19 protein-coding genes and 2 pseudogenes are annotated in these 25,938 nt (G+C 44.7%); 18 read left to right on the top strand and 3 right to left on the bottom strand.

The features are described from left to right. A pseudogene (locus CXF58_RS11945) lies at window positions 1-110 on the top strand (IS982 family transposase); the annotation flags it as partial. Between the two features lie 26 nt (window positions 111-136). On the opposite strand, the gene CXF58_RS11950 reads toward CXF58_RS11945, so the two are convergent. Next, on the bottom strand, window positions 137-586 hold the full coding sequence (locus CXF58_RS11950; RefSeq protein ID WP_102077610.1) for a hypothetical protein: 450 nt from the start codon (window positions 584-586) through the stop codon (window positions 137-139). A 183-nt stretch (window positions 587-769) separates the two neighbouring features. Next, a complete protein-coding gene (uvrA, locus tag CXF58_RS11955) occupies window positions 770-3,676 on the bottom strand; it encodes an excinuclease ABC subunit UvrA (RefSeq protein WP_102077611.1) in 2,907 nt (968 codons plus the stop codon). Window positions 3,677-4,651: 975 nt separating this feature from the next. On the opposite strand from uvrA, the gene CXF58_RS11965 reads away from it, so the two are divergent. From CXF58_RS11965 to CXF58_RS12010, 10 genes are all read left to right on the top strand, one after another. Next, entirely contained in the window at window positions 4,652-6,016 is a 1,365-nt protein-coding gene (locus CXF58_RS11965; RefSeq protein ID WP_102077612.1) for an MFS transporter, read from the top strand. Window positions 6,017-6,124: 108 nt separating this feature from the next. After that, window positions 6,125-6,769, top strand: coding sequence for a single-stranded DNA-binding protein (gene ssb, locus CXF58_RS11970; RefSeq protein WP_102077613.1), 645 nt, complete (start codon window positions 6,125-6,127; stop codon window positions 6,767-6,769). Window positions 6,770-7,038: 269 nt separating this feature from the next. Continuing rightward, window positions 7,039-7,362, top strand: coding sequence for an H-NS histone family protein (locus CXF58_RS11975; protein WP_068403902.1), 324 nt, complete (start codon window positions 7,039-7,041; stop codon window positions 7,360-7,362). Between the two features lie 209 nt (window positions 7,363-7,571). Beyond that, window positions 7,572-8,396, top strand: a complete 825-nt coding sequence (gene gspN / locus CXF58_RS11980; protein ID WP_068403900.1) for a type II secretion system protein N — start codon at window positions 7,572-7,574, stop codon at window positions 8,394-8,396. Further along, window positions 8,397-9,329 carry a type II secretion system protein N gene (locus CXF58_RS11985; RefSeq protein ID WP_227678611.1) on the top strand — a complete coding sequence of 311 codons (933 nt, stop codon included), beginning with the start codon at window positions 8,397-8,399 and terminating at the stop codon, window positions 9,327-9,329. It abuts the gene before it with no gap. 111 nt (window positions 9,330-9,440) lie between these two features. Beyond that, complete coding sequence (gspD, locus tag CXF58_RS11990) at window positions 9,441-11,705, top strand: type II secretion system secretin GspD (protein WP_102077614.1); 2,265 nt, start codon at window positions 9,441-9,443, stop codon at window positions 11,703-11,705. Between the two features lie 324 nt (window positions 11,706-12,029). Then, window positions 12,030-12,209, top strand: a complete 180-nt coding sequence (locus CXF58_RS11995; protein WP_102077615.1) for a hypothetical protein — start codon at window positions 12,030-12,032, stop codon at window positions 12,207-12,209. 51 nt (window positions 12,210-12,260) lie between these two features. Then, window positions 12,261-13,262, top strand: coding sequence for a TatD family hydrolase (locus CXF58_RS12000; RefSeq protein WP_180952585.1), 1,002 nt, complete (start codon window positions 12,261-12,263; stop codon window positions 13,260-13,262). A 166-nt stretch (window positions 13,263-13,428) separates the two neighbouring features. After that, entirely contained in the window at window positions 13,429-14,235 is an 807-nt protein-coding gene (locus CXF58_RS12005) for a tRNA threonylcarbamoyladenosine dehydratase (RefSeq protein ID WP_416375582.1), read from the top strand. A gap of 21 nt (window positions 14,236-14,256) precedes the next feature. Next, window positions 14,257-16,071 (top strand): GAF domain-containing hybrid sensor histidine kinase/response regulator, encoded by a 1,815-nt coding sequence (locus tag CXF58_RS12010; protein WP_228706604.1) that lies wholly within the window; start codon window positions 14,257-14,259, stop codon window positions 16,069-16,071. Between the two features lie 116 nt (window positions 16,072-16,187). On the opposite strand, the gene efp is transcribed toward CXF58_RS12010, so the two are convergent. Beyond that, entirely contained in the window at window positions 16,188-16,760 is a 573-nt protein-coding gene (efp, locus tag CXF58_RS12015; RefSeq protein ID WP_102077618.1) for an elongation factor P, read from the bottom strand. Between the two features lie 173 nt (window positions 16,761-16,933). Between efp and epmB the strand changes: the two genes are divergently transcribed. The 7 genes and pseudogenes from epmB (at window position 16,934) to CXF58_RS12050 (ending at window position 25,883) form a co-directional block, all read left to right on the top strand. Continuing rightward, a complete protein-coding gene (gene epmB / locus CXF58_RS12020) occupies window positions 16,934-17,941 on the top strand; it encodes an EF-P beta-lysylation protein EpmB (protein ID WP_102077619.1) in 1,008 nt (335 codons plus the stop codon). Window positions 17,942-18,235: 294 nt separating this feature from the next. Beyond that, a complete protein-coding gene (locus CXF58_RS12025) occupies window positions 18,236-19,771 on the top strand; it encodes a hypothetical protein (protein ID WP_102077620.1) in 1,536 nt (511 codons plus the stop codon). A gap of 266 nt (window positions 19,772-20,037) precedes the next feature. Then, window positions 20,038-20,862 (top strand): annotated as a pseudogene (locus tag CXF58_RS12030) (EAL domain-containing protein). Between the two features lie 160 nt (window positions 20,863-21,022). Beyond that, on the top strand, window positions 21,023-21,478 hold the full coding sequence (locus CXF58_RS12035) for a c-type cytochrome (protein WP_068403883.1): 456 nt from the start codon (window positions 21,023-21,025) through the stop codon (window positions 21,476-21,478). 84 nt (window positions 21,479-21,562) lie between these two features. Beyond that, the gene (locus tag CXF58_RS12040; RefSeq protein WP_226928936.1) at window positions 21,563-22,522 is read left to right on the top strand and encodes an AAA family ATPase; all 960 of its coding nucleotides are present in this window, start codon (window positions 21,563-21,565) and stop codon (window positions 22,520-22,522) included. 35 nt (window positions 22,523-22,557) lie between these two features. Continuing rightward, window positions 22,558-23,646 carry a hypothetical protein gene (locus tag CXF58_RS12045; RefSeq protein ID WP_068403880.1) on the top strand — a complete coding sequence of 363 codons (1,089 nt, stop codon included), beginning with the start codon at window positions 22,558-22,560 and terminating at the stop codon, window positions 23,644-23,646. After that, window positions 23,643-25,883 carry a transglutaminase TgpA family protein gene (locus CXF58_RS12050; protein WP_102077622.1) on the top strand — a complete coding sequence of 747 codons (2,241 nt, stop codon included), beginning with the start codon at window positions 23,643-23,645 and terminating at the stop codon, window positions 25,881-25,883. The genes CXF58_RS12045 and CXF58_RS12050 overlap by 4 nt, the downstream gene beginning before the upstream one ends. Window positions 25,884-25,938: the final 55 nt, after the last annotated feature.

Raw genomic sequence — 25,938 nt, forward strand, 5'->3', positions numbered from 1 at the left:
TCACGGGGTTTATCACAAACTTGCTGTCAGGTTTGATTGCTTATTGCTGGTTTCTCTATAAACCCACCATCAAAAACATGCCTCAGCAGGGACAGGTAGCCACATTGTAAATAGTATCAATGAGTTACAATGTGGCTTATCCCGAACTGGGGTTAATATCAATAAGTCCTTTATTTGATAGATCTGTTACGATTTCTTGAAGCTCAAGTTTAGAAGCATTCATAATACTATAGTCTAAACTACCTAAATTTAAAAAGTCTTCTCTGCTATCTTCTATCATTACAGCCAAGTTGTATAGAAAAGATCGTTCATGATCTGATAGGCTTAAAGCTCTTACTTCTTGAGTTTTATTATTAATACTTTTAGAGAAGTATTTCCAGATATATGGAATTATCAGAAATAATAATAGTGTGCCAGAGAATAAAAGACCTCCAATTAGTGGAAGTTTCCATTCATCTGGAACCTGAGGGATTATGCTAGGTATAAATGAGTGTCCTAATAATATAGATATGCATACTACAAAAACTGCACTAACAAATGCATGTGAAGTTTGCAATTGTTTTATTATTTCTGTTAGCCAATCCATAGATACTCTTTTAAATTTTTTGCTAAAATTTAGCTTTAGTTTACTCTAAAAAATTTACTTTATAAAAATATTAGCAGTGAAAAAAGCAAAAAGTAAGATTAAGCCATCATAACTAGATTCTAGGCAACAAAAAAGGCCACTCCCTAAAGAGTAGCCTTTTCATCAATTATTACCTAAGTTCTATTAACTCACTTCTTTCATCTTTTGCTTAAGCATTGGTTTCAAGAACTCACCAGTATATGAGCCTTTCACTTCCGCTACTTCCTCAGGCGTGCCTTCCGCGATAATCATGCCGCCACCTTTACCGCCTTCAGGGCCAAGGTCAATCACCCAATCGGCCGTTTTGATGACGTCGAGATTGTGCTCGATGACCACGATGGTATTACCTTTATCGCGAAGGGTGTGGAGGATATGCAGCAGCTTATCGATATCATGGAAATGCAGACCAGTGGTTGGCTCATCCAATATATACAGCGTCTGTCCGGTATCACGTTTGGCAAGCTCACGCGCTAGTTTGACGCGTTGCGCTTCACCGCCTGATAGCGTTGGCGCTGATTGACCCAAACGGATATAGCTCAGACCAACGTCCATCAGCGCTTGCAGGCGACGATGAATCGCTGGAATCGCTGAGAAGAATTCAGTCGCATCTTCAACTGTCATATCAAGCACGTCAGCAATGTTTTTACCTTTATAGTGAATCTCTAGCGTCTCGCGGTTATAGCGTTTACCATGACAGGTATCGCAGGGCACATACATATCAGGTAAGAAATGCATCTCAACTTTGATAAGGCCATCGCCTTGACACATCTCACAGCGACCGCCTTTGACGTTAAAGCTAAAGCGTCCGGCTTTATAACCACGCGCGCGCGCTTCTTGGGTTTGGGCAAACATCTCACGCACTGGCGTAAATACACCGGTATAGGTTGCAGGGTTTGAGCGCGGCGTACGACCAATCGGGCTTTGATCGATATCAACCATTTTATCCAAATGCTCAAGACCGCTAATGCTGTCATGCTTATCAGCGATAAGCGTTGACGCATTGTTTAACTGGGTGGCAGCGATAGGCATTAAGGTGCGGTTAATCAAGGTCGATTTACCAGAACCAGAAACGCCTGTAATACAAGTCATAATGCCAATCGGCAAGCTCAAATCGACATTTTTTAAGTTGTTGCCTGTTGCGCCTTTTAGCTCAATCGACATCGGTACTTGTTTAGGTTTGGCTTTACCTTTTGCTTCAACTTCGATGGTTTTGGCTTTATGACGAATACTTGGAATCTCGATTCGTTTCTCACCGGACATATACTGCCCTGTGAGCGAGCCCTTGGTTGCCATAATGTCATCAACCGACCCTTGCGCAATGATATGACCGCCATGAACGCCCGCGCCGACACCGATATCAATCACGTGATCGGCTTGGCGAATGGCATCTTCATCGTGCTCGACGACCAGTACCGTATTGCCCAAATCGCGTAAACGCGTGAGGGTTTTAAGCAAGCGATCATTATCGCGTTGATGCAGGCCGATTGATGGCTCATCGAGCACATACATGACGCCCATCAGACCCGCACCGATTTGGCTGGCAAGACGAATACGCTGCGCTTCACCGCCTGATAGCGTTTCAGCAGAGCGGGCAAGGGTCAAATAATCAAGCCCGACACTGACAAGGAAGTTAAGACGTTCATTAATTTCTTTAAAGATTTTTTCCGCAACTTCACCTTTATGACCGCCAATCTTGAGCGTTTTATAATAGTCAGCAGCATCACCGATAGACAGCTTGACGATTTGAGCAATGGTTTGATCGTCTACGCGGACGTTGCGTGAGATCTCATTCAGGCGCGCGCCATCACAGACGTTACAAGTAGTATCCGCCAAATATTTCGCCAACTCGTCACGTACTAGGTTGCTTTGGGTTTTGGCATAACGACGCTCTAAATACGGCAGTACGCCTTCAAACGGCACAGTTTTATTGGTTTTACGTCCGCGCTCATCAGTAAAATTAAAGGTCAGTTTCTCTTTACCCGAGCCATGCATGATGATATCTTGCTGCGCTTTTGGCAGGTTTTGCCATGGCGTATCCATGTCGATTTTAAAATGATGACAAACGGTCGATAGCAAACCAAAGTAATAGGCGTGCCGCTTATCCCAGCCATTAATCGCCCCTTGATTGAGCGATTTTTCATGATGGGTAATCAGCTTTTCTGCAGAGAAATACTGACGTTTACCGAGACCGTCACAACTTGGGCAAGCACCATAAGGGTTATTAAAACTAAACATCCGCGGCTCAAGCTCAGAAACCGCGCGATCACAAACAGGGCAAGAATGCTTGGCTGACATGACTTGATTTTCGTCACCGCCTTCTTTTGGATTGCCATCCATAAAGTGCAGCGTGACTAGACCTTGACCTAAGCGTAGGGCGGTCTCTAAACTTTCAGCAACGCGGTTACCCAAATCATCACGGACTTTAAAGCGGTCAACGACCACTTCGATGGTATGCTTTTTCTTTTTATCGAGCGTTGGTAGCTCATCGGTATCATAAACATCACCGTCGACGCGTACGCGGACAAAACCTTGCCCAATTAATTGCTCAAGTAGCACTGTATGCTCGCCTTTACGCTCACGAATCACCGGCGCAAGTATCATGATCTTGGTATCTTCTGGCAGCGCCATGACTTGATCGACCATTTCAGTCACCGACTGTGCAACCATTGGCTCGCCATGCTCAGGGCAATAAGGCGTCCCGATACGCGCATAAAGCAGACGCAAGTAATCATAAATCTCGGTAATCGTCCCAACGGTCGAGCGCGGGTTATGGTTGGTCGATTTTTGCTCGATAGCAATCGCTGGCGACAGGCCTTCGATACTATCAACTTCTGGCTTTTCCATCTGTGAGAGGAACTGACGCGCATACGCCGATAAGCTTTCGACATAACGGCGCTGGCCTTCGGCATAAAGCGTATCAAACGCCAAGGATGACTTACCAGAACCTGATAAACCGGTAATTACCACGAATTTATCGCGTGGAATGTCTAAATCGATGTTTTTTAGATTGTGCGTACGTGCGCCGCGTATTGCAATATGGTCATGTGCCATCGTTGATAGGTTTCCTATTTGCTAATGGTATATAAAATCTAAACGTTAAATATAGTTAATGAAAGGGCTGTTAAAAGCATATTTGGTTGTTAAGTTGCTATGGCTTTATAAAAGTCTGCCGTTATCACGGAATTTTCTTAATAAAACAACAGTTATAAAATGGTTCTTTACAAACTAATAGTTTTTATAAAGCGCCAGTGATAAAGGTTTATATAAGCGTAACGTTCAAAGCTAACTTAAGTCTTAACCTTAAAATCAATAAAATAATCTAAATGAAATGTTTGTTAACTAACATAAGTGCTTTGTTATAGATTGAATCCAGCTTTGTTTTTCCGCATGGTTTGCGAAAAAATGTCTGTTTTGAATATTGTTAGTTGTAAGTACTGCTTGTTTAAGTATTGGTTGTTTATGTCATGCTACTTTAGATTTTATTATTTTAAATATCGTATTTCTTAAAAGCTTGGCTGCTTTAAAAGTTAATATAGTTAAGTCTTTATAAAATCGATACAGCCCTGATCTAAACCCTATCGAGAAAAAATGGGCACAGGCTAAGTTTCTACGCCAAGGATGGATGGAGAATAATCTACCTAAACTGTTTCATGATATGGGCTGTATCGATTTTATAAAGACTTAACTATATACTTGCTATATATCTGTATCATTAAAATCAGTCTAAGAACAGCCCTACGGTCAAGGCAAGTATCTTGTCAACGTCTTACTTTATTGTCATGGCAGCGGCATTATTCAAGGTGTAATGAGCCATTAGATGCACTTGGTAACAAAATTATCGCCTCCATAAAAAGCGCAAGTAAAGGCCAACCGTGCGGCTGCAGCAGTAAGATAAAAGTTTCGGCAAGCAAACGGCGAATGACTTATACTAGTGGGCTTAATTTGTAGGCTAACGCCTTGATAAAGGCGTGATAATACCAGCAAGCCGCAGTGATAAACCAGCAATGATGAACCAGTGAGGCAAGTATGAATAGCGTAGAAAAACGGGCAATTATTGGGGTCGGTGGTATCTTCGCCTTACGGATGATTGGCCTGTTTATGATTGTGCCCGTGTTTTCGGTGTATGGTGATAATTATGCGCACGCAACGCCGTTTCTGATTGGTTTGGCGGTCGGTATTTATGGGCTCGGGCAAGCGTTATTTCAAATACCAATGAGCCTTGCCGCGGATAAATTTCCGCGTAAGCCGATTATCTTTTTGGGGCTTATATTATTTGCTATTGGCGGCATCATCGCTGCCAATGCCACTGATATTTACGAGGTTATTATTGGGCGCGCGCTGGCAGGCAGTGGCGCGGTATCGGCGGTATTGATGGCACTACTTGCTGATGTGACGCGTGAAGAGATGCGCACCAAAGCGATGGCGACCATGGGTTTGACTATTGCTACCTCTATTATGCTGGCCTTTGCCTTCGGGCCTTTATTGGTCGGCTCGCTAGGCATCTCAGGGCTGTTTTGGCTCACCGCTGGTTTCGCTGTTTTAGCAATGTTGCTATTATTGTTCGTACCGACGCCGCTACGCGTGCTTAAGCACAACCTCGATAACAAGTCGATTGGTCAGCAATTGGCTGATGTGCTAAAAATTGGCGATTTAAACCGTTTACATATCGGTATTTTTGCCCTGCATTTAACCATGACGGCTATCTTCGTTATCTTACCGCATCAGCTTAGTGAGGTACTTGGTTTATCGGTACGTCAGCAGGGTTTGGTTTATTTGCCGTTATTATTTATTGGTTTTGCCGTAGCGATACCCTTTATTATTATTGCTGAAAAGAAACGCAAAATGCGCCAAGTATTTTTGGCAGCGATTGCCTTGATGACCGCGGCTCTGGCATTATTAGCACTTGGTAGTCAGGTCGGGGTTGGTATTATTCTAGGCTTGTTGCTGTACTTTATGGGCTTTAATTTACTCGAAGCGACCATTCCCTCATGGATATCGAAGCGTGCGCCCGTTGCCAATAAAGCAACGGCGATGGGGCTAAACTCATCGAGTCAGTTCTTTGGTGCTTTTGTTGGCGGGGCGATGGGCGGTTTATTGTTAACCCAGCCGAATTTACTGGCGTGGGGCGTATTGGCTGTCATTATGGGCGCGGCATTGCTGCTGATTATTCCGATTGCTGATCCACCGTATTTATCAAGCACCACGGTGACCATTCCCAAAGATATTAATATCCAAGACTGGTCACGGCAAATGCTGGCGGTAGACGGCGTTGATGAGCTGGTCGTGATGGCAAAAGAGCAGGTCGCTTATTTAAAATTGGATAAAACGCAATTGACAGATTCTGCACGACAAGAGCTGTCGCATTTAGCGCAAAGCCCCCTAGATATTTAACAGAAAAATGGTTAAAGTGAAGTCATATTACTGCTAGTATTCATACTCTATATTAAATACTCGATTAAAGCTGGCAAACAAATTATTTATAAGTAAAAGGACGATATTATGCGCGGAGTTAATAAAGTTATCATCATCGGTAACCTTGGAGCAGACCCCGAGGCTCGCCAATTCAGTAATGGCGGTAGCGTGACCAACATTTCGGTTGCCACCTCAGAGCAGTGGACTGACAAGCAAAGCGGTGAAAAAAGAGAAGCGACGGAATGGCATCGCATTTCATTGTTTAACCGTCTAGGTGAAATCGCAGCACAATATTTGCGTAAAGGCAGTAAGGTTTATATCGAAGGTAGCTTGCGTACGCGTAAATACCAAGATCCTAACGGCCAAGACCGTTATATTACCGAGATTCGTGCTGAGCAAATGCAAATGCTTGATGGTGCGACTGGCGGTAGTAATGATGGCGGCGGCTTTGGTGGCGCTCAAGGCTCGAATCAATATCAGAACCAAGGCGGCTATGGCAATCAGGGCGGCGGTTTTGCTGGTCAGAACCAAAACCAAGGTGGCCAAAATAACTATGGCCAACAGGGAAATAACCAACAAGGCGGTTATAACCAAGGCGGCGCTCAGGGTAGCAACCAAAACAGCTTTAATAATCAAAATGCGCCTGCACAGCAGAACCAATTTAATAAACCTGCCCAAACAAAACCGACGGCAATGCCTGACGGTCCGGTAGATGATGATATTCCTTTTTAGGATACGTAATCTAATAATGTTGAATGAATCAGAGAAAAGAGCTTACTTTTAGAGGCTCTTTTTTTTATATGATAAATTCTATTTAATATAAAAGTTTATTTTCTCAAAAATAATTATTTGCTTGCTGATATTTATTATTAAATATCAATCAATACTTGTAGCGGTTTATATTTTTGTTTATATTACTGCTACTTACGATTTTTATTACGCATAAGTTTTTAGTAAAAATCCAACTCGGTTATAACCTTAATATAAAAGTGGAGTTTACGATGAACAAAAATAACGTCATAGATTTAAATAGTTTAAACGTTGATGAGCTACGTGCGATTACTGAAAATGCGCAGCAATTGATTGAAGAAAAACAGCATCAGCGTTTATATGACGCCTATATGCAGTTTGAAAAAATCGCTGAAGAAAGCGATGCCAGCATCGAAGAAATTCTACAAGCGGGCGAGAAGCTGGAGAAAAAACGCAGCATTAAATATCGCAATACCGATAATAATGAAGAAACTTGGACTGGACGCGGACGCAAACCGACTTGGTTGGTAGATGCACTAGCGTCAGGTCGCAAGCTTGAGGATTTTGCCATTTAGCCATTTAAAAACTCTTGGTTAAAGGCTTATTCTATTCTGCTTTCATGTATTATTAATTATGATGGTTTTATAAAATAAGTTGCTAGATAAAAGCCAGTCTCTTTATCGCCACTATTTTGGTGCAAAGATACTGGCTTTTTTTCTGTCATCTGTACGCCATTGTTTGCTATGATAATGACGTTTTTGTCTTCTATAAGAGTTAGCTAACCGTGCCTCACGTTTCCACGTCGTCTCACAAGCGTCCCCGCAAGCTCTGGTGGCTACTTGGCTTTATATTATTTGCGCTATTTGCCGTGTTGCAAATGCCTGCCGCGTGGCTGCTTGAAAAATATGCCCCTGATACGCCGTATGTACAACATGTGTCTGGCAATTTATGGCAGGGCTCAGCGATTTGGCAGCTACCTGTGTCAGCAACACCGCTTACCGGTGCTGCTGAGTGGTCGTGGCAGCCATGGCATCTACTATTAGGCAAATTAGGCGCAGAGGTCGATATCAGCTCAGAGCAGACCCGCTTAAATGGTCAGGTGAAAGTAGGCACCAGCTCATGGCAAATTCAAAACATGAGCGGTAAGATTGCCCCTGAAACTTTATCAAATGTGGTCGATTGGCAGCTGCCTAATACCCCCATTCAGGTCAATAACGTTTCATTAAAACGTCAATCTGCTAAAAATTCTGAAGCAGGCAATTCAGATAGAAACGCCGCCGGTTTTAGTGAGGCCAGTGGTCAGTTAACGTGGGTTGGTGGCGAAGTCGGTTATCCTAGCGGTGGTAAGGTTTTTTATCTCACCATGCCTGCGCTGCGAGCTGAGCTCAGTGCCGAGCAAAAAAATAATAAAAATCTGCTGCATGTCAATCTTATCAACAATCAAGATAAGCGCTTGGGCGATTTGTATATCGATGGCGATAATATGCTAGATGTGAGCTTAACCCAGCGTTTACTAGAAAATATGCCAGAATATAAAGGGCAAGCTCCGCAAGACACGCCTGTGGTCAGTGTGCGCCAGCCATTGCTTAGTGGCTTAGGGGCGCGCTAGATGATGAATGTTGCCGATGTATCTAGCCGTTTAAAACCTGTTATTAATACCCTCAATCGCTTTGCCGCAGCACTATTGCTATTAGCGATTATTTGGCTATGCTGGAGTGCTGCGCGTTTACTCTGGTTGCTGCTAGCTGCGCCATTAGCGCCTACCTTACCGCTTGCTCCTTTACAGAGTACAGCGAACACCAGTACAGATCATAGTGGTTTATTTGCCATTTTTGCGGACCCTGATCCTATCGCTGCGCCCGTACAACCGCCGCCCAATGTTTTGTTAAAAGGTGTACTTATCGCCATACCAGAGAGTCTGTCTTCGGCGATGCTGGACGTCAATGGCGAAGTAAAAAATTACCGTATCGGTGACACTTTAAAAGACAGTGACTATACGCTGGTCGCCGTCGATTGGAATGAAGTCATTATCGCCGATGCTTACGATAAAGAAGTCGTCATCAGAATGCCAGAAGCCATGCCGCTTGATCAAAGTGCCATGCTGGCGGGTGCGGTGGGCAATCAGCGTTTGCCTGATAATAGTATGTTGCCAAACCTGTCTAATGCGCCAATGTCCGAGCAAGGCAATCCTGAAACTGAGCAAAATGGCCAAGAAAATGGTCAGGCAACCGATCAAAGCGCGCCGCAGTCGCCAATTGATGAAGCCGTTACCGAATTACAGTCAAACCCAGCCAGTTATTTAAGTCGGATGGGAGTGATGGCATCTGGAGAAAGCTATCAGGTCACCGCCGCCATGCCAGCCAAACTGCGTAACCGTTTAGGGCTAGAGCCGGGCGATAAGGTACTAACTGTTAATGGTCAAAGCGTTGGCAGCAATCCCGGCCAAGATGCCAGTATACTGCAGCAAGTCAAACAATCTGGCGAAGCGCAAATAGAAGTACAGCGCGGCGATCAAGTTATCACCATTCGCCAGCAGTTTTAGTTAAAAAGTTCATCGGTTAATACATTTGGTTCATATTATATTTAGCAAAAGTTTTATTCAGCAAGCACGAAAATCAGTATATCCGCGTCATCACTGTAGGTAATTATCAATATGGTCAGTTCTCAAAATTTTTCGGTCACGCCTTTGTACCATATCTTGCAGCGTTTGATGCGTTTGTGTCGGCCGCTATGTTTAGCCGTTCCGCTATGGGCAGCGAGTACAGGGCTTGTTAGTGCAGAAAGCTGGAAAGTTAATCTGCAAGATGCCGATATCAAAGCATTTATTAATGAAGTGGCGACCATTACCAATCAAAACTTTGTCCTTGATCCGCGTATCAACGGTAACGTCACCGTCATCTCTAATAAAGCGCTATCGCGTGACGAGATTTTTCAGCTGTTTTTAAGTGTCATGCAGGTCAATGGTATTGCCGCTATCGATTCGGGTACGACCATTAAGCTGGTACCAGATAACGTCGCCAAACAATCTGGCGTGGCGGTGGACTTACGCGGGGACAGTGTCGGTGAAGCCTTAGCGACACGGGTGATTTATTTGACCAATACCCAAGCGGCAGAAGTGCTTGGTGTCATTCGGCCCTTGATGCCGCAGTCCGCCCATGCAGCAGCGGTACCGGGCGTTAATGCGCTAGTATTGTCTGACCGTGCTGATAGTCTTAATCAGCTCACGTCACTTATCCGCGATTTAGACAGCAACGTCAATGACAGTTTGCAAGTCATACCGCTGCGTCACGTCGACGCTGAGCGTATGATGGAGTTGATTAGCGCCTTGGTGGCAAGCGCGGGTAGCGGGCAAGCGCAAGGTGGCAGTAATCAGCTAAAAGTCATTGCCGATACCTCTAGCGATAGGCTGCTCGTCAAAGGCAGTCCGGAGATGATTGCCAAAGTTCAAGAAATGGTCAATCAATTAGACACTACGCCTTCGAGACGTTTAAGTGGTCTGCGCGTCTTTCGCTTAAAATATGCCAGTGCCGGTCACATTGCAGAGATGCTGCGCGGCTTGCTTTCCAGTCAGTCTATTAATAGCGCTGGTGCGGCTTCAACCTTAGAGTCAGCTTCGCTAAACGGCGCCAGTAGTACAGGCTCGGCCCTTAACAATAATACTAATGCGCTTACCAACAGTGCTGCAAATACCAATACTGGTGCTACGGGAGCAGCGTTATCTACGGCAAGTTCAGGTGGCACAGGTAATGGTATTGGCGGGCGACCTTTTAGCATTATCGCGGATGAAACGCAAAATGCTGTTATCGTCAATGCCGCGCCCGAGCTGATGTTTGAGATTGAAGATGCCGTCGCTCAGCTCGATAGCCGCCGTGCCCAGGTTTTGATTCAAGCGGCGATTGTTGAGGTTTCAGGCGATGACGCTACCCAACTTGGCGTGCAGTGGGCCCTGGGTAATGCCAATAGTGGCTATGGCGTGGTGAACTTTAATAATGTTGGCGCGAGTGCCGTCTCGCTTGCCGCCGCCGCGTTATCAGGTGGCGCAAATATTAGTGCAGCAGCGGGCTCTATTGCTGGAGCGTTAATTGGTATCGGCGATAGTAAAAAAGACAGCCAAGGTAACACTCAGTTTTATGGTGCAATCTTACAAGCGCTTGATTCGTCGACCAGCGCCAATCTGCTGTCGATGCCATCAATTTTAACCTTGGATAATGAAAAGGCCAGTATTTTAGTCGGTCAAAACGTACCTTTTGTCACCGGCTCTTATACCACCGGCAGTGACTCATCGACCAATCCTTTTCAGACCATTGACCGCCAGGATATTGGTATCAATCTAAATGTCATTCCTCATATTGGTGATAATGGCACCGTACGTCTAGAGGTCTCGCAAGAGGTCTCATCCGTAGTGCCCGGCAGCGCCGCCAATGCCAGCGGTCTTATTACCAATAAAAGCTTGATTAACACCACCATCCTAGCCGATGATCAGCAGACCATTGCTTTGGGCGGTTTAATGCGCGATAACACCACCACTCGCCAACAAAAAGTTCCCGGTTTGGGCAGTGTACCCGTCATCGGACGGCTGTTCCGCTCTGATAATGACAGCACGCAAAAGAGTAACTTAATTATTTTTTTACAGCCGACCATCTTACGTGACGGCGGCGCTGTCGCTAGTGTGACTGAGCGCAAATACAATCAGATGCGCGTCCTGCAACTGGTTATCGATAAAAACGGTACCATTAAACAGCTGCCACTTAGTGGTACAGAAGGCTGGAATGGCAATGTCAGCGCAGACTATGAATTGATGCCCCTCAATCCACTGGTGCCTAAGCGTGACCAAACGCCAAAGCCAACTTCGCAAGGGTTTACTAAAGTAGATACACCTAGTACTAGTGGTATCACCACGTATCCTTTAAAACGCTAAATTCTAATATAGAGCGCTTGCGAATGGATAACGTAGGCGCTAACTTCTTGATTAAAGTAAAGCCCACCTCATCAGTAAATGTACGGCATGATAGCGCTGCCGTACATTAGCTTGCGTATTCATAACACAGATAAACATAGGGCGTCTTCAAGCGGCGTATAATTGTAGTGTCTCTAATAACATATTGCTTTTATAAGCAATTTTTTAAGATAATTATTTAAATAACTGTCATTTAAGTAGACTGGTTTAAGTTAGTAATTTTTAAGTTAATAAGTGAAAAATAGCTAGAATCTTAAAAGTAGCTAGAACCTATAGGCGGCACTAATGAGCAATCTTGATAATGAAAAGAAAAAGAAATGTTTAGCCTTAAGTGCAGTCGCCATGGCTCTATTACTGATTCCGCGGCGTAGTAGTAAAAAGGCCGATAGCCAATTATCAAATCATAATAAAGATGCTAAAGGGCCTGATGAAAAAGCAGCTAACAAATTATCTAATTTGAAATAAACGTCTATATTTAAGGAAAATAATGAAAATTATTAAATTTGGAGTCTATTGATGACTGCGATTGACGCCTCATTTAACGCTAATGAGAAATTGCCTACTATTTTCCCTCTCATTGATACTCATACCCATTTTGACGCTCCTGTGTTTGATGTCGACAGAGAGGAGCAAATACAAAAAGCGTATCAGCGAGGCGTGCGCCATTTGGTATTGGTCGGTTATTTACACAGACACTTTGACCGTTTATACGTAACTAAAGAATTTATTAATAAACAGTCGCACGCTATTTCAGAATTCTCTGTTTCAGAACAGGCATTTAAGCAAAAAGAGAAACCTTTCAATGCGCATATCGCCCTAGGTTTGCATCCTTTTTATATCGACCAACATACCGATGAGCATTTAGAAAATATGGCGCAGATGTTAAATGACAAACGTCCTTTAGCCATTGGTGAAATCGGCTTTGATACCTTTACGGATGAGATGAAACAACCTGATATGGTCGCAAAGCAAGCGCGTTTTTTTAAAGCGCAATTGGATATGGCGGTGAGCCACCAGTTACCTGTGATGCTACATATTCGTAAAGCGCATGCTGAAGCATTGGCGTTGTTAAAGGCGCATGACTATGATGCTCATGAGCTTGGCGGCATTGCCCATAGTTTTAGTGGCGGTGAACAAGAAGCAAAAGCCTTTGTAAAACTGGGCTTTAAACTTGGTGTGACCGGTCAGGTGACCAATCCAAATGCCAAAAAGCTGCGCCGTGCGATTCAAGCAGCGGTCGATACTTATGGTATTGAGTGTTTGGTCATCGAGACGGATTGCCCAGATATGACGCCGATAATGTGCCAAGTTTCGAGCGGTAATCAGTCAGCGCTTGGGCAAAGCCCAGATGATGAATGGGGCGATGCGCCCGCTCATAATAGAAATGTCCCAGCCAACTTACCTTATGTATTAGGCAGTTTAAGTGAATTACTTGCGGTGCCAACTGAGACGCTTGCTGAGCAATTGTGGCACAACAGTTGCAGTGCTTTACGTACCGATTGGCGTTATCCAGCTTAAAAGTAGTCCAAAATACTTATTAATAATAAACAACCTTTTAATCGAGCTTTAATTTGTTATGACCGAAGAGACACAATTGCAGCAAACTATAAATCAAACAGATACTTTAGTTAATAAAGAGGTCACTGCGCGCAGCGAGCAACAACTTGCTGCTAATAGCGTCGATGTGATTGATGAATCGTCAGCGCAGTATGAACGCCGTTTTAAAGGCACGCAAACCCTTTACGGTGCCTCTGCTGTCGATACTTTTGCCGCAGCGCATGTTTACGTTATTGGCGTTGGCGGAGTGGGTTCTTGGGCGGCAGAGGCGCTGGCGCGCACCGCCGTTGGTACGATTACGTTGATTGACTTGGATATATTGGTGGCGTCAAATGTCAATCGTCAGCTGCCAGCGTTAGACAGTACTTTTGGGCAAAGTAAAATCGCGGCAATGGCAACACGTATCCGTGAGATTAATCCGAAAGTTAAAATAAATCTGATAGATGATTTTTTAACACCTGAAAATGTCGCAGCATTATTGCCCACGCGCGAGCAAGCAAAAATGGCTATGCAAAAAAATCCGATTGTTATTTTAGACTGTATCGATGATATGAATGCTAAGCTTGCTATTGTACTGCACTGCCGCTTTAACAAACTAAAATTGGTGTGTGCAGGCGGAGCAGGTGGTAAGATAGACCCAAGCCAGATTCGTATAAGCGACTTACGGGACAGTTATCAAGATCCGCTGTTGGCAAAGCTACGCAATAAGCTGCGCCACGAAAAAGGCATCAATAGTGCGCTAAAAGAAAAATTTGGCATCAAATGTGTCTATTCGACAGAGCCGCCACGTGTTGATAAAAGCTGTCAAACAGGCGGTTTACACTGCGGTGGCTATGGTTCGGCGGTCGTCGTCACCTCAGTGGTCGCGATGCTGATGGTTAGCGAAGCATTACAATTACTGCTCAAACAGGCGGCGGTTAAGTCAAGCGTCTGACCTGAATTAACGGAGTCCATTTTGTCTACATCTAACTCGTCAGAAATCGGTTATCGTTATCCTGTCGCTGCGGAAGACGCTGAGCGTATTAGTAAGCTCAGAAAATATCAGGTACTCAACAATAATGAGGAACCAGCTTTTGCGCGTTTAACCGAGCTTGCGAAATTGTTTTTTAATATGCCAGTCGTAGCCATTACCTTTATGGATGAGGAAACCCAGTATTTAAAATCGCTGCTTGGGCTCGATGGCATTTGTACAACGTCGCGCAAAGTGGCTATTTGTAATTATACTGTCCTGTCGGATGAGGTTTTGGTACTGCCAGATTTGACAGAAGACAGTCGTTTTAGTCAAAACCCGTTGGTGACAGAAGCGCCATATTTGCGTTTTTATGCTGGCGCGCCGATTATTATGCACGAAGATGGTAAGACCTATCGTTTGGGTTCTTTATGTTTGATGGATAGGCAAGCGCACCACGATTTTACCGATAAGGACGCAGATATATTGGCGCAGTTCGCTGCGATGGCTGCCGATGCTTTGAAGCTTCAAGACCAGCAGCGCCATGCCAAGCATGCTAATGAGATGAAGTCAGAGTTTCTGGCCAACATGAGCCACGAAATACGTACGCCGATGAATGGCATCATTGGTATGGTTGAGATGCTCGCTGAGACTAAGCTGAGCGCTGAGCAACAAGAGTACGTCGATAATATTAAAGTCTCAAACGAGCACTTATTGGCGATTATTAACGGTATTTTAGATTTATCAAAGGTTGAGTCGGGCAAAATGACCATCGATTCAATACCGATGAATATATCGAGCCTTTGTAACGAAGTGGTGAGTTTATTTGCGGTCAAAGCTCGTCAACGCAGTTTGACGTTAGATTATCATTATACCGAGGCATTATCGCCTTATATCAAAGGTGATCCGGTACGGCTTAAGCAAATCATGGTAAATTTGGTCAATAACGCGATCAAATTCACCCGTGAAGGCGGACGGGTGTCCATTGACGTTAAACACATGGAAAACAACCCTTGTGAGGATAAATACGGTAATCATAAGTCTATATGCAGTCATGAGCTACAAGTAGAGCAAGCTTCTCATTATAATACTGATGATAGAGGTTCGGTTAATCATCAAGACATGACGCTCTGTATTGAGGTTACAGATACTGGTGTCGGTATCAAGCCAGAATCGCTAGAGGCGATATTTGATACTTATGATCAAGCCAATAAATCGACTCATCGCCTTTATGGTGGAACAGGTCTAGGTCTGTCAGTTTGTAAATCTTTGGTAGAGCTGATGGGCGGCTATATCGAAGTAGATAGTGCCGTCGGTATTGGTACGACTTTTACCGTATTACTGCCGTTACCTATTATTGATGAAGCACATTACGAGAACTGGCAAGGCTCAAACGACTTTGGTATGACAGAACCAAGTAATGAGCTTATTGGTCATATATTGCTGGTCGAAGATGATAGCGTCAATGCCATGATTGCTAAAAAAGCGCTCAATAATAGCGGTCATACGGTCACTCACGTCACGGATGGGCAACAAGCCATAGAGGTTTTTGCGTTAAATCCAGAGCAGTATGATGTTATTTTGATGGACCATCACATGCCGATTATGGATGGCGTACAAGCGACTATTAAGCTGTATGAGCTTTATGACCCGCAAATGCTGCCGCCTATCATTGCCTTGACCGCCAATGCGATGGATGGTGAGCGTAAAAAATATCTTGATGTCGGTATGCAGGATTATTGTACCAAACCCTTTAAACAAGAGCAGCTTAATGCCTTGGTGCAATACTGGCTGATGTATAAGCAATCGATGGAAGAATAATGGAAGAATAATGGAAGAATAATGGAAGAATATTTTTCTCATCTAAAAAGCATTTGACATTAAAAAAGCTTAACCACTAATAGCGGTTAAGCTTTTTTTAAACCGAATGAAAACGCTTAGTTAACGCGCGTTTGATAATCACCGGTACGGGTGTCAACACGAACCACTTCACCTTGCTGGACAAATAACGGCACACGTACCACAGCACCTGTCTCTAGAGTTGCAGGTTTGCCGCCACCACCTGACGTATCTCCGCGCACACCAGGATCGGTTTCAGTAATTTGCAGTTCAACAAAGTTAGGCGGCGTTATAGATAACGGCACACCATTGAATAGGGTGATGGTGCAAAGCGCGTTACTGTTTTCTTTTAGCCATTTTAGCGCATCACCAACCGCGGTTTTGTCGGCTTGTAATTGCTCAAAACTCTCAGGGTGCATAAAGTGCCAAAACTCACCATCGTTATAAAGATAGTTCATTTCTGTATCGATAACATCCGCCGCTTCCAAGCTATCGCCTGATTTAAACGTCTGCTCGAGCACGCGACCACTGCGTAAGTTGCGCATTTTGACACGGTTAAAGGCTTGCCCCTTACCCGGTTTGACAAACTCATTCTCAAGAATGGCATACGGGTTGCCATCGAGCATGACTTTGAGACCAGCTTTAAATTCGTTAGTAGAAAAACTTGCCACGGAAGACTCCTAAGGGTTGTAAGTATTGTCATCAATAATTGGATGTGGGGTTTGCGCCTTGCTGTGCTAAAGCTGTCTATGACGCTCGAGGTTTATGAATAATTCGTATGCTTTGATAGCAGACGTACTAAGAGCGTATAATAGCGGCTTTTGGGCACAGGTATAAGGTTGTCATGATAAACCATTTAATCACACAAAAAAACTGGCAAACGCAATTATCCGAAGCGATAACCTCTATTGATGAGTTGCTTGAGCTACTAAAGCTTGAATCATTGCGCTCAGAGGTCTATATACCTGAGCATTTTATGCTGCGTGTGCCGCGCGGTTTTGTGGCAAAAATGACGGTTGGTGACGTTGATGACCCTTTGCTTAAACAAGTATTGCCCAATAAACAAGAACAAATTGCTGTGACCGGTTATGTGGCAGACCCTTTAAGCGAGAATACGCACAATCCGGTGAAAGGTTTACTGCATAAATACCAATCAAGAGTCTTATTAACCATTACCGGTGCTTGCGCCATCCATTGTCGTTACTGTTTTCGTCAGCATTTTGACTATAGCGCCAATATGCCAACCGCCGATGCCAAAGAGCATATTATCAATTATATTAGCGCCCATTCTGAGATTAACGAGGTGATTTTAAGCGGCGGTGACCCGTTAAATGTTACCAACAGACGCTTATTTGCTTGGCTCGATACCTTAGAGGCGATTCCGCAACTGACCACCATCAGGCTGCATACCCGTTTGCCATTGGTCATTCCAGCGCGTTTAGATGAGGCGCTATTAGAAAGACTGTCGCAAAGTCGCTGCCAAATAGTGATGGTGATTCATTGTAATCATGCCAATGAGATTGATGCGCTGACCGCTGAGTATTTGCAGCGTGCGCGCGCAGCGGGCGTCACTTTATTAAACCAAGCGGTACTGTTAAAGGGTATTAATGATAGCGTGACGGTGCAAACGGCATTGAGTCAGCGCTTGTTTGCTGCTGGCGTCCTGCCTTATTATCTATACGTATTGGATAAGGTAGCTGGTGCTGCCCATTTTGATAGTGACGAGCGCGCAGCTATTCAGCTGTACTGGGCGTTACTCGCCGCTTTGCCTGGTTATTTAGTGCCAAAGTTGGTGCGCGAACTGCCTAATAAACCCTTTAAAGTACCGATTGATATTTACAATGAATCTTAAAATAGGCAATATAATACATCTAAATTTTAGTAAACAAATAACGGTTAAGTGATTATTACAGTTGTTTTTAGTGATAAGTTTAAAAATTTTCATACATAGGCACTGTTAAAGCAATTTGAGTCAAACTCATAGAGCGGTCACTGAGCAGTCAATTTGAAGTCTATGCCTAAATAGTTTGTGCATAAATAGTTTGTGCCCGAGTGGTTTGTGCTTAAGTGTCGTCGTCTATAAAAGTAAACTCTAGAGATAGCGGTCGACTTCTATTGGTAATCTACGCAATTACTAAGGATAGTAATGGTAAATTTATCGACATTTCAGCAGTATTTAACAGCGGATGCGCCCTTATCGCAACCATTGCCTAAATCGTTTAATAGCGATGAGCAGCATTTACGCAAATGGGCGGCGCTGTTGCCTCTGCAGGCAGAGATGCAGCAAATAGAGCAGTTAGAACAAGTGCTCACAGAGCTGCGTACGGCAAATATAGAGGATCGCCAGCGCCTAACGCTATTTAATATTGTATTGGATGCGGCCAATCAGCTGATTGCGCTGCTGCGCCAGCATTATATCTATGAAACGCAGGCTTTTAACGCTTATCAGCTGGACTATGTAGCACATGTGAAATCGCTGTACTATTTAATGATTATGGGTTACGACGGTGTTATAAAGCGAGAGACTGCTTTTTTAGCAGATAATCAACCATCACCATCTACCCATCTGTGGCAGCGCTATTTTACCAATGACAAATCTTCGTCAATTACCTTGGCCATTGCGACCTATCAGACGCTGTTGATGTATCAAAAGTTGCTGTTTGAAGAAGCGCTTTGCTACCAAAAGCCTACAGCGTCTTTATGGTCTAACATCAATCAGCTCTACTATATGGCTTGCCAACAGCGGACAGTTGATATTGATGTCAGTGCTTATATCACCACCCACTGTGCGGATACTATCCATCAGCTATATGCTCAGTTATGTTTGCATAGCTTGTTAAACGTGCGTGCCATGCGCCGAGCCAATATCTTGATGGTACAGCGTTTGCTCTTAGAGTGGAGTGAACACCTTATTATAACGGTAGAGCTGCAGACGGAGACAAAGGTGTTCGTCAATTTAAATAGTGACAGCGCACCGACGTATTTGACCGCCCATTGTGCGATTAATCCTTATGATGCCCATCATGATTGTGTATTTATCGAGTTAGCACCGCTGGTCGCTTATTTGAAATCGCGTAAGGACAAACTTATCAAGGATGGTCGAGAAGGCGCTGAATATTGCTTGCTTAACACGGTTGCCATGACATTAAGCTATCGCTATATCCAGCCTCGCTTGACACTACCCATCAAGCAAAGTGCCAAACAAGAGGCTCACGTCATCACAGGATTCAATGACATTCATTACCGCGTCAGTAACCAGCAAAGCTTATCAAGTTTGATTGTCGCCAAAGCGTTACCAGATTATCAGCAACCCCGCTACGATACCTTGCCAAAAAAACATGCCACCGATAAAGGGTTAGCGGTAGAGACATTTGACGGTAGATTTAATGGTGGCGCTGTCAATAACGACGATTTGTCCGTTTTTCGTACCTTGCGACTATTGCCCAAACCAAAAGAGCCAGTAGCAACGGCTGAGCATATGGCGTGCAAAAACGTTCATTCATTTTTTGGCCCTGAGGCATCAATAAAAAGCAGAGAGACAAATGATACCCTCGAAAAAGACTATGACCCTAAAGCGATAAAAGATATAGCAAGGATTGCTAATAATGACCTGCTAGATTCTATTGAACCGCCATCACTGCGTATTATGAGTCTGTTCTTATTATGTCGCCCTCATCAATAGATGAGCTAATGACAAATGAGATAGAGGGAAACAGCCATGTGAGTCGCTTTAGCGATACCGCTTTTACTATCTTGGTAGAAAATCAAAATACCGCTGCGCTTGAGAAATTGGCTAAGAAAATTGGCTCGACCATTAGTGATATGCTAATTGAAGTGGATAAACGGACGACAAGTACGACGGCAAGTATTGCGATCGTAAAAATAGAAAAAAATACGCCTGAGCCAAAAGTGTTGCTCGAACGGGCTCTGGATGCTATCAATCAAATTATGATTGAAACCTCCAATCATGGTGATAAATACCATTTATATGACGCTAGCGAACATGCCAATAGTGATGATCATGCCCTTGCTGAGTCTTTAGTCGATGCTATTGCTAATAATCGCTTTGAGTTGTCTTTCCAGCCCATATATGATATCAATCATGATCGCAGTGATTTCTTTGAGGTGTATCTACGCCTGCCATTAGCCGATGCAAACAATACCGTACTGACCCCTGACCAGTTTATGGCGGTGGCTAAAGCGCACAAGCTCCTTGAAAAAATTGATCGCTGGATACTGATTAATGCCTGTAAAAAAATCAATGATGTGCGTAAATCCCATCCAGATGCAAGGTTACTGGTACAACTGACCAATGCGTCGTTGATAGATAAAAAACTACCGAGCGTTGCTAGTCAACTCATCAATGCAGTTGGCGGCAGAGCGGGCGCGCTAACCTTGCAGTTTAATGAAAAAGACATTGCTGACCATTTAACCGTGGCGAAATCTCAATTTACGGCGCTTAACTAAGTAAACTGTCAGCTGGGTATTAATAATTTTGGCTCGTCTGCTAAATCGGTTGAGCTGGCCAATTTTGTGCAGCCTGATATGGTGCGCTTAGCCCGAAATTATGTCGATAGCCTTGATAACCCAGAGAATTTAGAAACGGTTAAGTCGCTCATCATGCGTACCAATGAAATTAGCGTTGATGTCTTGATGCCATATATTGAAGATGCGGCGACCATGTCAGTCGCGTGGAGCGTAGGCGCACGCTACTTACAGGGTTATTATTTAGAAGCACCTAGTAATACCATAAAAGTGGCAAGCGAGAGCTAAATTTGGGTAAATAAACTTCATGTTACATTAGCCCTGTTTAACGGTTAGCAACGATATATACTTCTACGCAGCGTTATGTTTGTTTATCCTTTTTACCTTGTATTATGGTGAAGGTAGGCGCATACATAGCCTCTGCTCCTCAATTTAAGATTATTCCACCATGTCTATTATCAAAAAATACTCATTAGGCGCTGTATGTGCCGCTATGCTATTGTTCACCGCTTGTGAAAAAACACCGCCTGATTATCGAGATCCGGTCACGCTGCCGCTTTATACTGAGGGTGATGCCGATAACGGTGCGCTGATATACCAAGACGCATGCGGTCAGTGTCATCAGCTTAACCCTGGGCTCAATAAAAAAGGGCCGCAGCTGATGAATATTTATGGCGCAAAAGCCGCCGAGCTAGAGGATTATACCTATAGCGAAGGGCTTGCGGCATCAGGTTGGGTATGGGATGCTAAGACGCTTGATACTTATATCGCTGATGCTGAAAAAGCCATGCCCGATTCAAAAATGCTGTCAGATCCGATGCCAGATAGTAAGGAGCGTGCCGATGTGATTGCCTATTTATCAACGCTGCGGGCACCGGTACCAACAGTTGATGAAACAAAATAGCAGCAACGCTCGATTGAGAAATACCTAACAGAGAGGTGTTCTTTTTTAAACCTATTTCATTAAAAAATGAGCCAAGAATCGATAATGAACCAAGCCACCAATGACTATCGCCATAATCAGCAAAAAATTGCTCAGCTAATGGCGCAATTAAATCAAATAGTGCTAGATAAACCCGAGGTGGTTAAACTGGCGCTCAGTGGTATTTTGGCAGGCGGGCACTTGTTGTTGCAAGATCTGCCAGGTATGGGTAAAACGACGTTGGCGCAAGGCTTGGCGCAATTGCTCGGGTTAAGCTTTAGCCGCGTGCAATTTACCAATGATATGCTGCCAGCAGATATCTTGGGTATGAGTATTTTTGATCAAAGTCAGCAGCAATTCGAGTTTCGTCCCGGCCCTATCTTTACGCAGCTGTTACTCGCCGACGAGATCAATCGCTCTAGCCCTAAGACACAAAGCGCGTTATTAGAAGCGATGGAGGAGCGGCAAGTGACACAAGATGGGCAAACCTATCTATTGCCGCAGCCATTTTTTGTCATAGCCACCCAAAACCCATTGCAGCAAGCGGGCGTCTATCCGCTGCCTGAATCGCAGCTAGATCGTTTTTTATTGTGTTTGTCGCTTGGTTATCCATCGCCTGCCGCTGAGCGCGAGCTGTTAAAGGGACAAAATCGTCGTGAGCTATTAAAAAAGCTGCCCGCAGTGCTTGATACGCAGGCTGTATTATTAGCGCAGCAAGGGGTCAAGCAAATATATGTCGCCGATGTGGTGTTGGATTATCTGCAAAGACTGGTCGCAAAAACGCGTGCAAGCTTTGATTATCATGGTTTATCACCGCGTGGTGTGCTATCACTACAGCGTGCGGCGCAAGCATATGCTTATGTATCGGGACATATGGAGGTGACGCCTGAAGATATTCAAGCGGTGTTTGCGGCGGTCACTGACCATCGACTTGGCCAGCGTTTCGTGCCTGCGCATGTGACGGGAGGACAAGCGACACAAACCATCGCCCAACGCATTTTGGCAGATGTGGCTGACGTTGTTTAATTGTTTGCATCTTTTATGGTAAGGATAGGGTAGTCATGAGCATATTGCCAAAAGCCTTAACCGTACCAGCTCGCTCAGTGTTAAGCCGTTGGTTTGCCTCGCGTGCGCCCAAAAGTGATAGTGCGACGCTGAATTTGCGTAACGTCTATATCTTTTTTAGCCGTGAAGGGTTGCTGTTTGCCGTTTTATTAATCATCACCTTTATCGCTGGTATCAACTATGGTAATAACTTGGTATTGGGGCTGTGCTTTTATCTCATCAGCGTCTGGCTCATTAGCTTTCATGTAACCTTCGCCCATATCTCGGGTCTGCAAGTCCGTCTGCTTGATATCACCATGGCAGAAGCCGGCGCGCCTGTTTGGGTCACGTTGCAGCTGCGTAATGACAGCCGCCGACCAAGACGGCAGTTATTATTTACCTTTGAGCAAATTGTCTCTGCGCAAACTGAGCAAAAGCCTCATAAAAAGGTCGATAGAAAAGCCAATAAAAACAACGATAACCAACATGAGATTCACGCTGATAGTCAGCCCTCAGTATTGGTCACGCGCCTACAAGACGAGCAAATCATTCGTTTGCCGGTGCAAACACATCGTCGTGGGCAGCTAGAATTACCAAGATTAAAAATAAAAACTGTGTATCCGTTAGGGATTATGCGCGCATGGTCGTATGTTTATTTCGCCCGTAGCGCGTGGGTTTATCCAAAACCTGAAGTATTTGACTGGCAGGCACAATATGCCATTGCCAGTCCGGAGGATTTGCCCATAGGCGGGCAATATCGCCAAGGTCAAGACGACTTTGACCGGCTTGATAATTATATCGAAGGCGAGTCGTTAGCCCGCGTTTCTTGGGGTCACGTGGCGCGCGGCGAAGGGATGTTTACCAAGCATTTCGCTGATCCTGTTGGCCATGAGCAAACCTTAGACTATGCTGATATGCCAGCGGCGCAGCATGAACAAAAACTGGCGCAAATGGCGTATGGGGTGCTGACATTGGGTGAACTTGGCGTCCCATTTAATATACGCTTACCGAATGACATGCGTTTTGATCAATCCTCTCATGCACCGATGGGTGAAGGTGAGGCATTTGCACGAGCATGCTTGTTAAGGTTGGCAAAAGCACCATGACCAACTTTCAAAATTACTCTGCAAATGAGACAGAGATAAATCCTGCGAACTTTGCACAATTGGCTTTGGGTCAACATATCACTTCTCACACTGAGCAGGCTAGCGATGCTAAATGGACTCGCAAGCTATTTGCCTTGCCAGCGTATTATTGGGTATTAATTGCGCAAGTTATTGTTATTTTACCGCATGCCGCGCACTTGCCGTTATGGCTTATAGGTTTTGCGCTGGTCAGTATCATTGCCCAACTACCGCGTATTAAAGCTAAGTTTAAAAAACTGACGCATCTAAAGCGCGTTTATCAAAGCATGCAAATGCTTGGCTTCTTACTTGGGCTTGTGGGCTTATGGGTGACTTATAACACGGCGTTTGGTCTGGATATGGGTGTGGCATTTTTAGTACTGTGCCTTATCAGTAAGCTGTGGGAATTGTACAAGCGCCGTGATGCCTATGTGGTGCTCAATTTATCTTTGTTTGTCCTTGCTTCACTGTTTTTGTTGGATCAAGGCATTGTGACAACACTAGAGGTAATCATCGGTGCGGTCATTGTATTGTTGGCGTTTATAGCGCTTAACGATGATGGCAATACTCGCGGTGATGGTCGCCTGCGTACTTTGGGTGTGCTGGGTATTGGCGCATTGCCGCTGTTGGTCGTGCTGTTTTTATTCTTTCCGCGCTTGCCGCCGCTATGGTCAGTACAGCTCTCAGGTCAGCAAGCGTCTACAGGTGTCTCTGACAGTATGTCGCCCGGCGACTTTGCAAATTTGGGCCAGTCGACTGAGCTGGCTTTTCGGGTAGAGTTTGCAGTTAAGCGCCCGCCACAGCAGCAGCTTTATTGGCGTGGTTTGGTTTTTAGTAATTTTGACGGGGTCACATGGCGTCCCAGTCCGCAGCAACGAGAATGGCAACCCGCGCCGCAAATGCCAAATTGGATAGCGAATGCCTTAGCGACCGTTCCTGATGAGGTGAAAATTACCCCGAATCGTTATCAAATTATCTTAGAGCCAACGCAGCAAAACTGGCTATTTGGCCTTGATTATCCTTTTGCTCAGCAGCAAGATATCAGTATTACCTCAAATTTTACCTTACGAAAAGATCAGCCAGTTACCCAGCAGCTGCGCTACGATGTCTTGCAGTTTGCGCCGATGCGTATCGACCCTGTGCTGTCTGAGGCGTCGCGCCGTCTCAATCTTGCACTACCAAGTAGCGGTAATCCGCAAGCACGCCTACTGGCGCAGCAGTTATTTGCCCAGTCTGGCTCGGATCCCGTGCGCTATATACAGGCAATCGAGCGCTGGATAAATCAAACGAACTTTCGCTATACGCTATCACCGCCACGTTTAAATACCAACCGTATTGACGAGTTTTTATTTGACACCAGAGCGGGGTTTTGTGAGCATTATTCTTCTAGCTTTACTTTTATGCTGCGCGCCGCTGGTATTCCTGCTCGCGTTGTCGCCGGCTATCAAGGCGGAGAGCCTAGTCGTAACGGTAACGTTTGGGAAGTGCGGCAGATGGACGCGCATGCTTGGACGGAAGTCTGGCTTGACGGTCAAGGCTGGGTACGTGTCGATCCGACAGCTTTTGTCGCCCCTGAGCGCGTCGAGCAAGGCATGGATGCGTTGACACAGGCGCGAGGAGCAGCAATGTTTGGCGAGGGCGCTGGGGCACAAATCAGCTATCAGCAGTATCAAATGCTGCAAACCTTACGCCGTCTGTCAGACCAAGCGAGCTACTATTGGCAAAAGGACGTCGTTGGTTACGATCAAGATAAGCAAGCGGATTCGCTACTGAAATGGTTTAATATTCGCTCAATCATGCAGCAAATCACTTGGTTGGCAGTAAGTGCCATTAGCGTTATGGCAATGCTTGTGTTTGTTATCTGGCAGCGTCGCCGCAAACGTTGGCACCCAGCAGACCTGCCGCTTGCCCAACTCTCAAAACGCATCGCTAAAGCGGATAAATCGTTAGCGCGTTCAGAGAGTGAAGGGCAGTTGGCTTGGCTTGCGCGTTTGGCAAGCGCAATCGATGATGACAGTGGTCAAAATAGTAGTAAGCATAATAATGCCAGTAAGCTAACTGCTAGTGGTGATTCAAAAGTTGTCCAAGTAAAAATTGAGCAGATTCAACAACACTATCGCAAGCTACGCTATGGCCGTTTAAGTACCCTTACAACCAGCGATAGCGAATATCAAACGGTGCTTAAACAGCTCAAGAAAGAGACAAGTGAATTGTTTTAATGGCTGTTTTTGAAGGTGCTGTTTAGAGCGTGATAAATTTTTAGTAAAAATAGAG

It is taken from the genome of Psychrobacter sp. Sarcosine-02u-2 (genome assembly GCF_002836335.1).
Classification (GTDB): domain Bacteria; phylum Pseudomonadota; class Gammaproteobacteria; order Pseudomonadales; family Moraxellaceae; genus Psychrobacter; species Psychrobacter faecalis.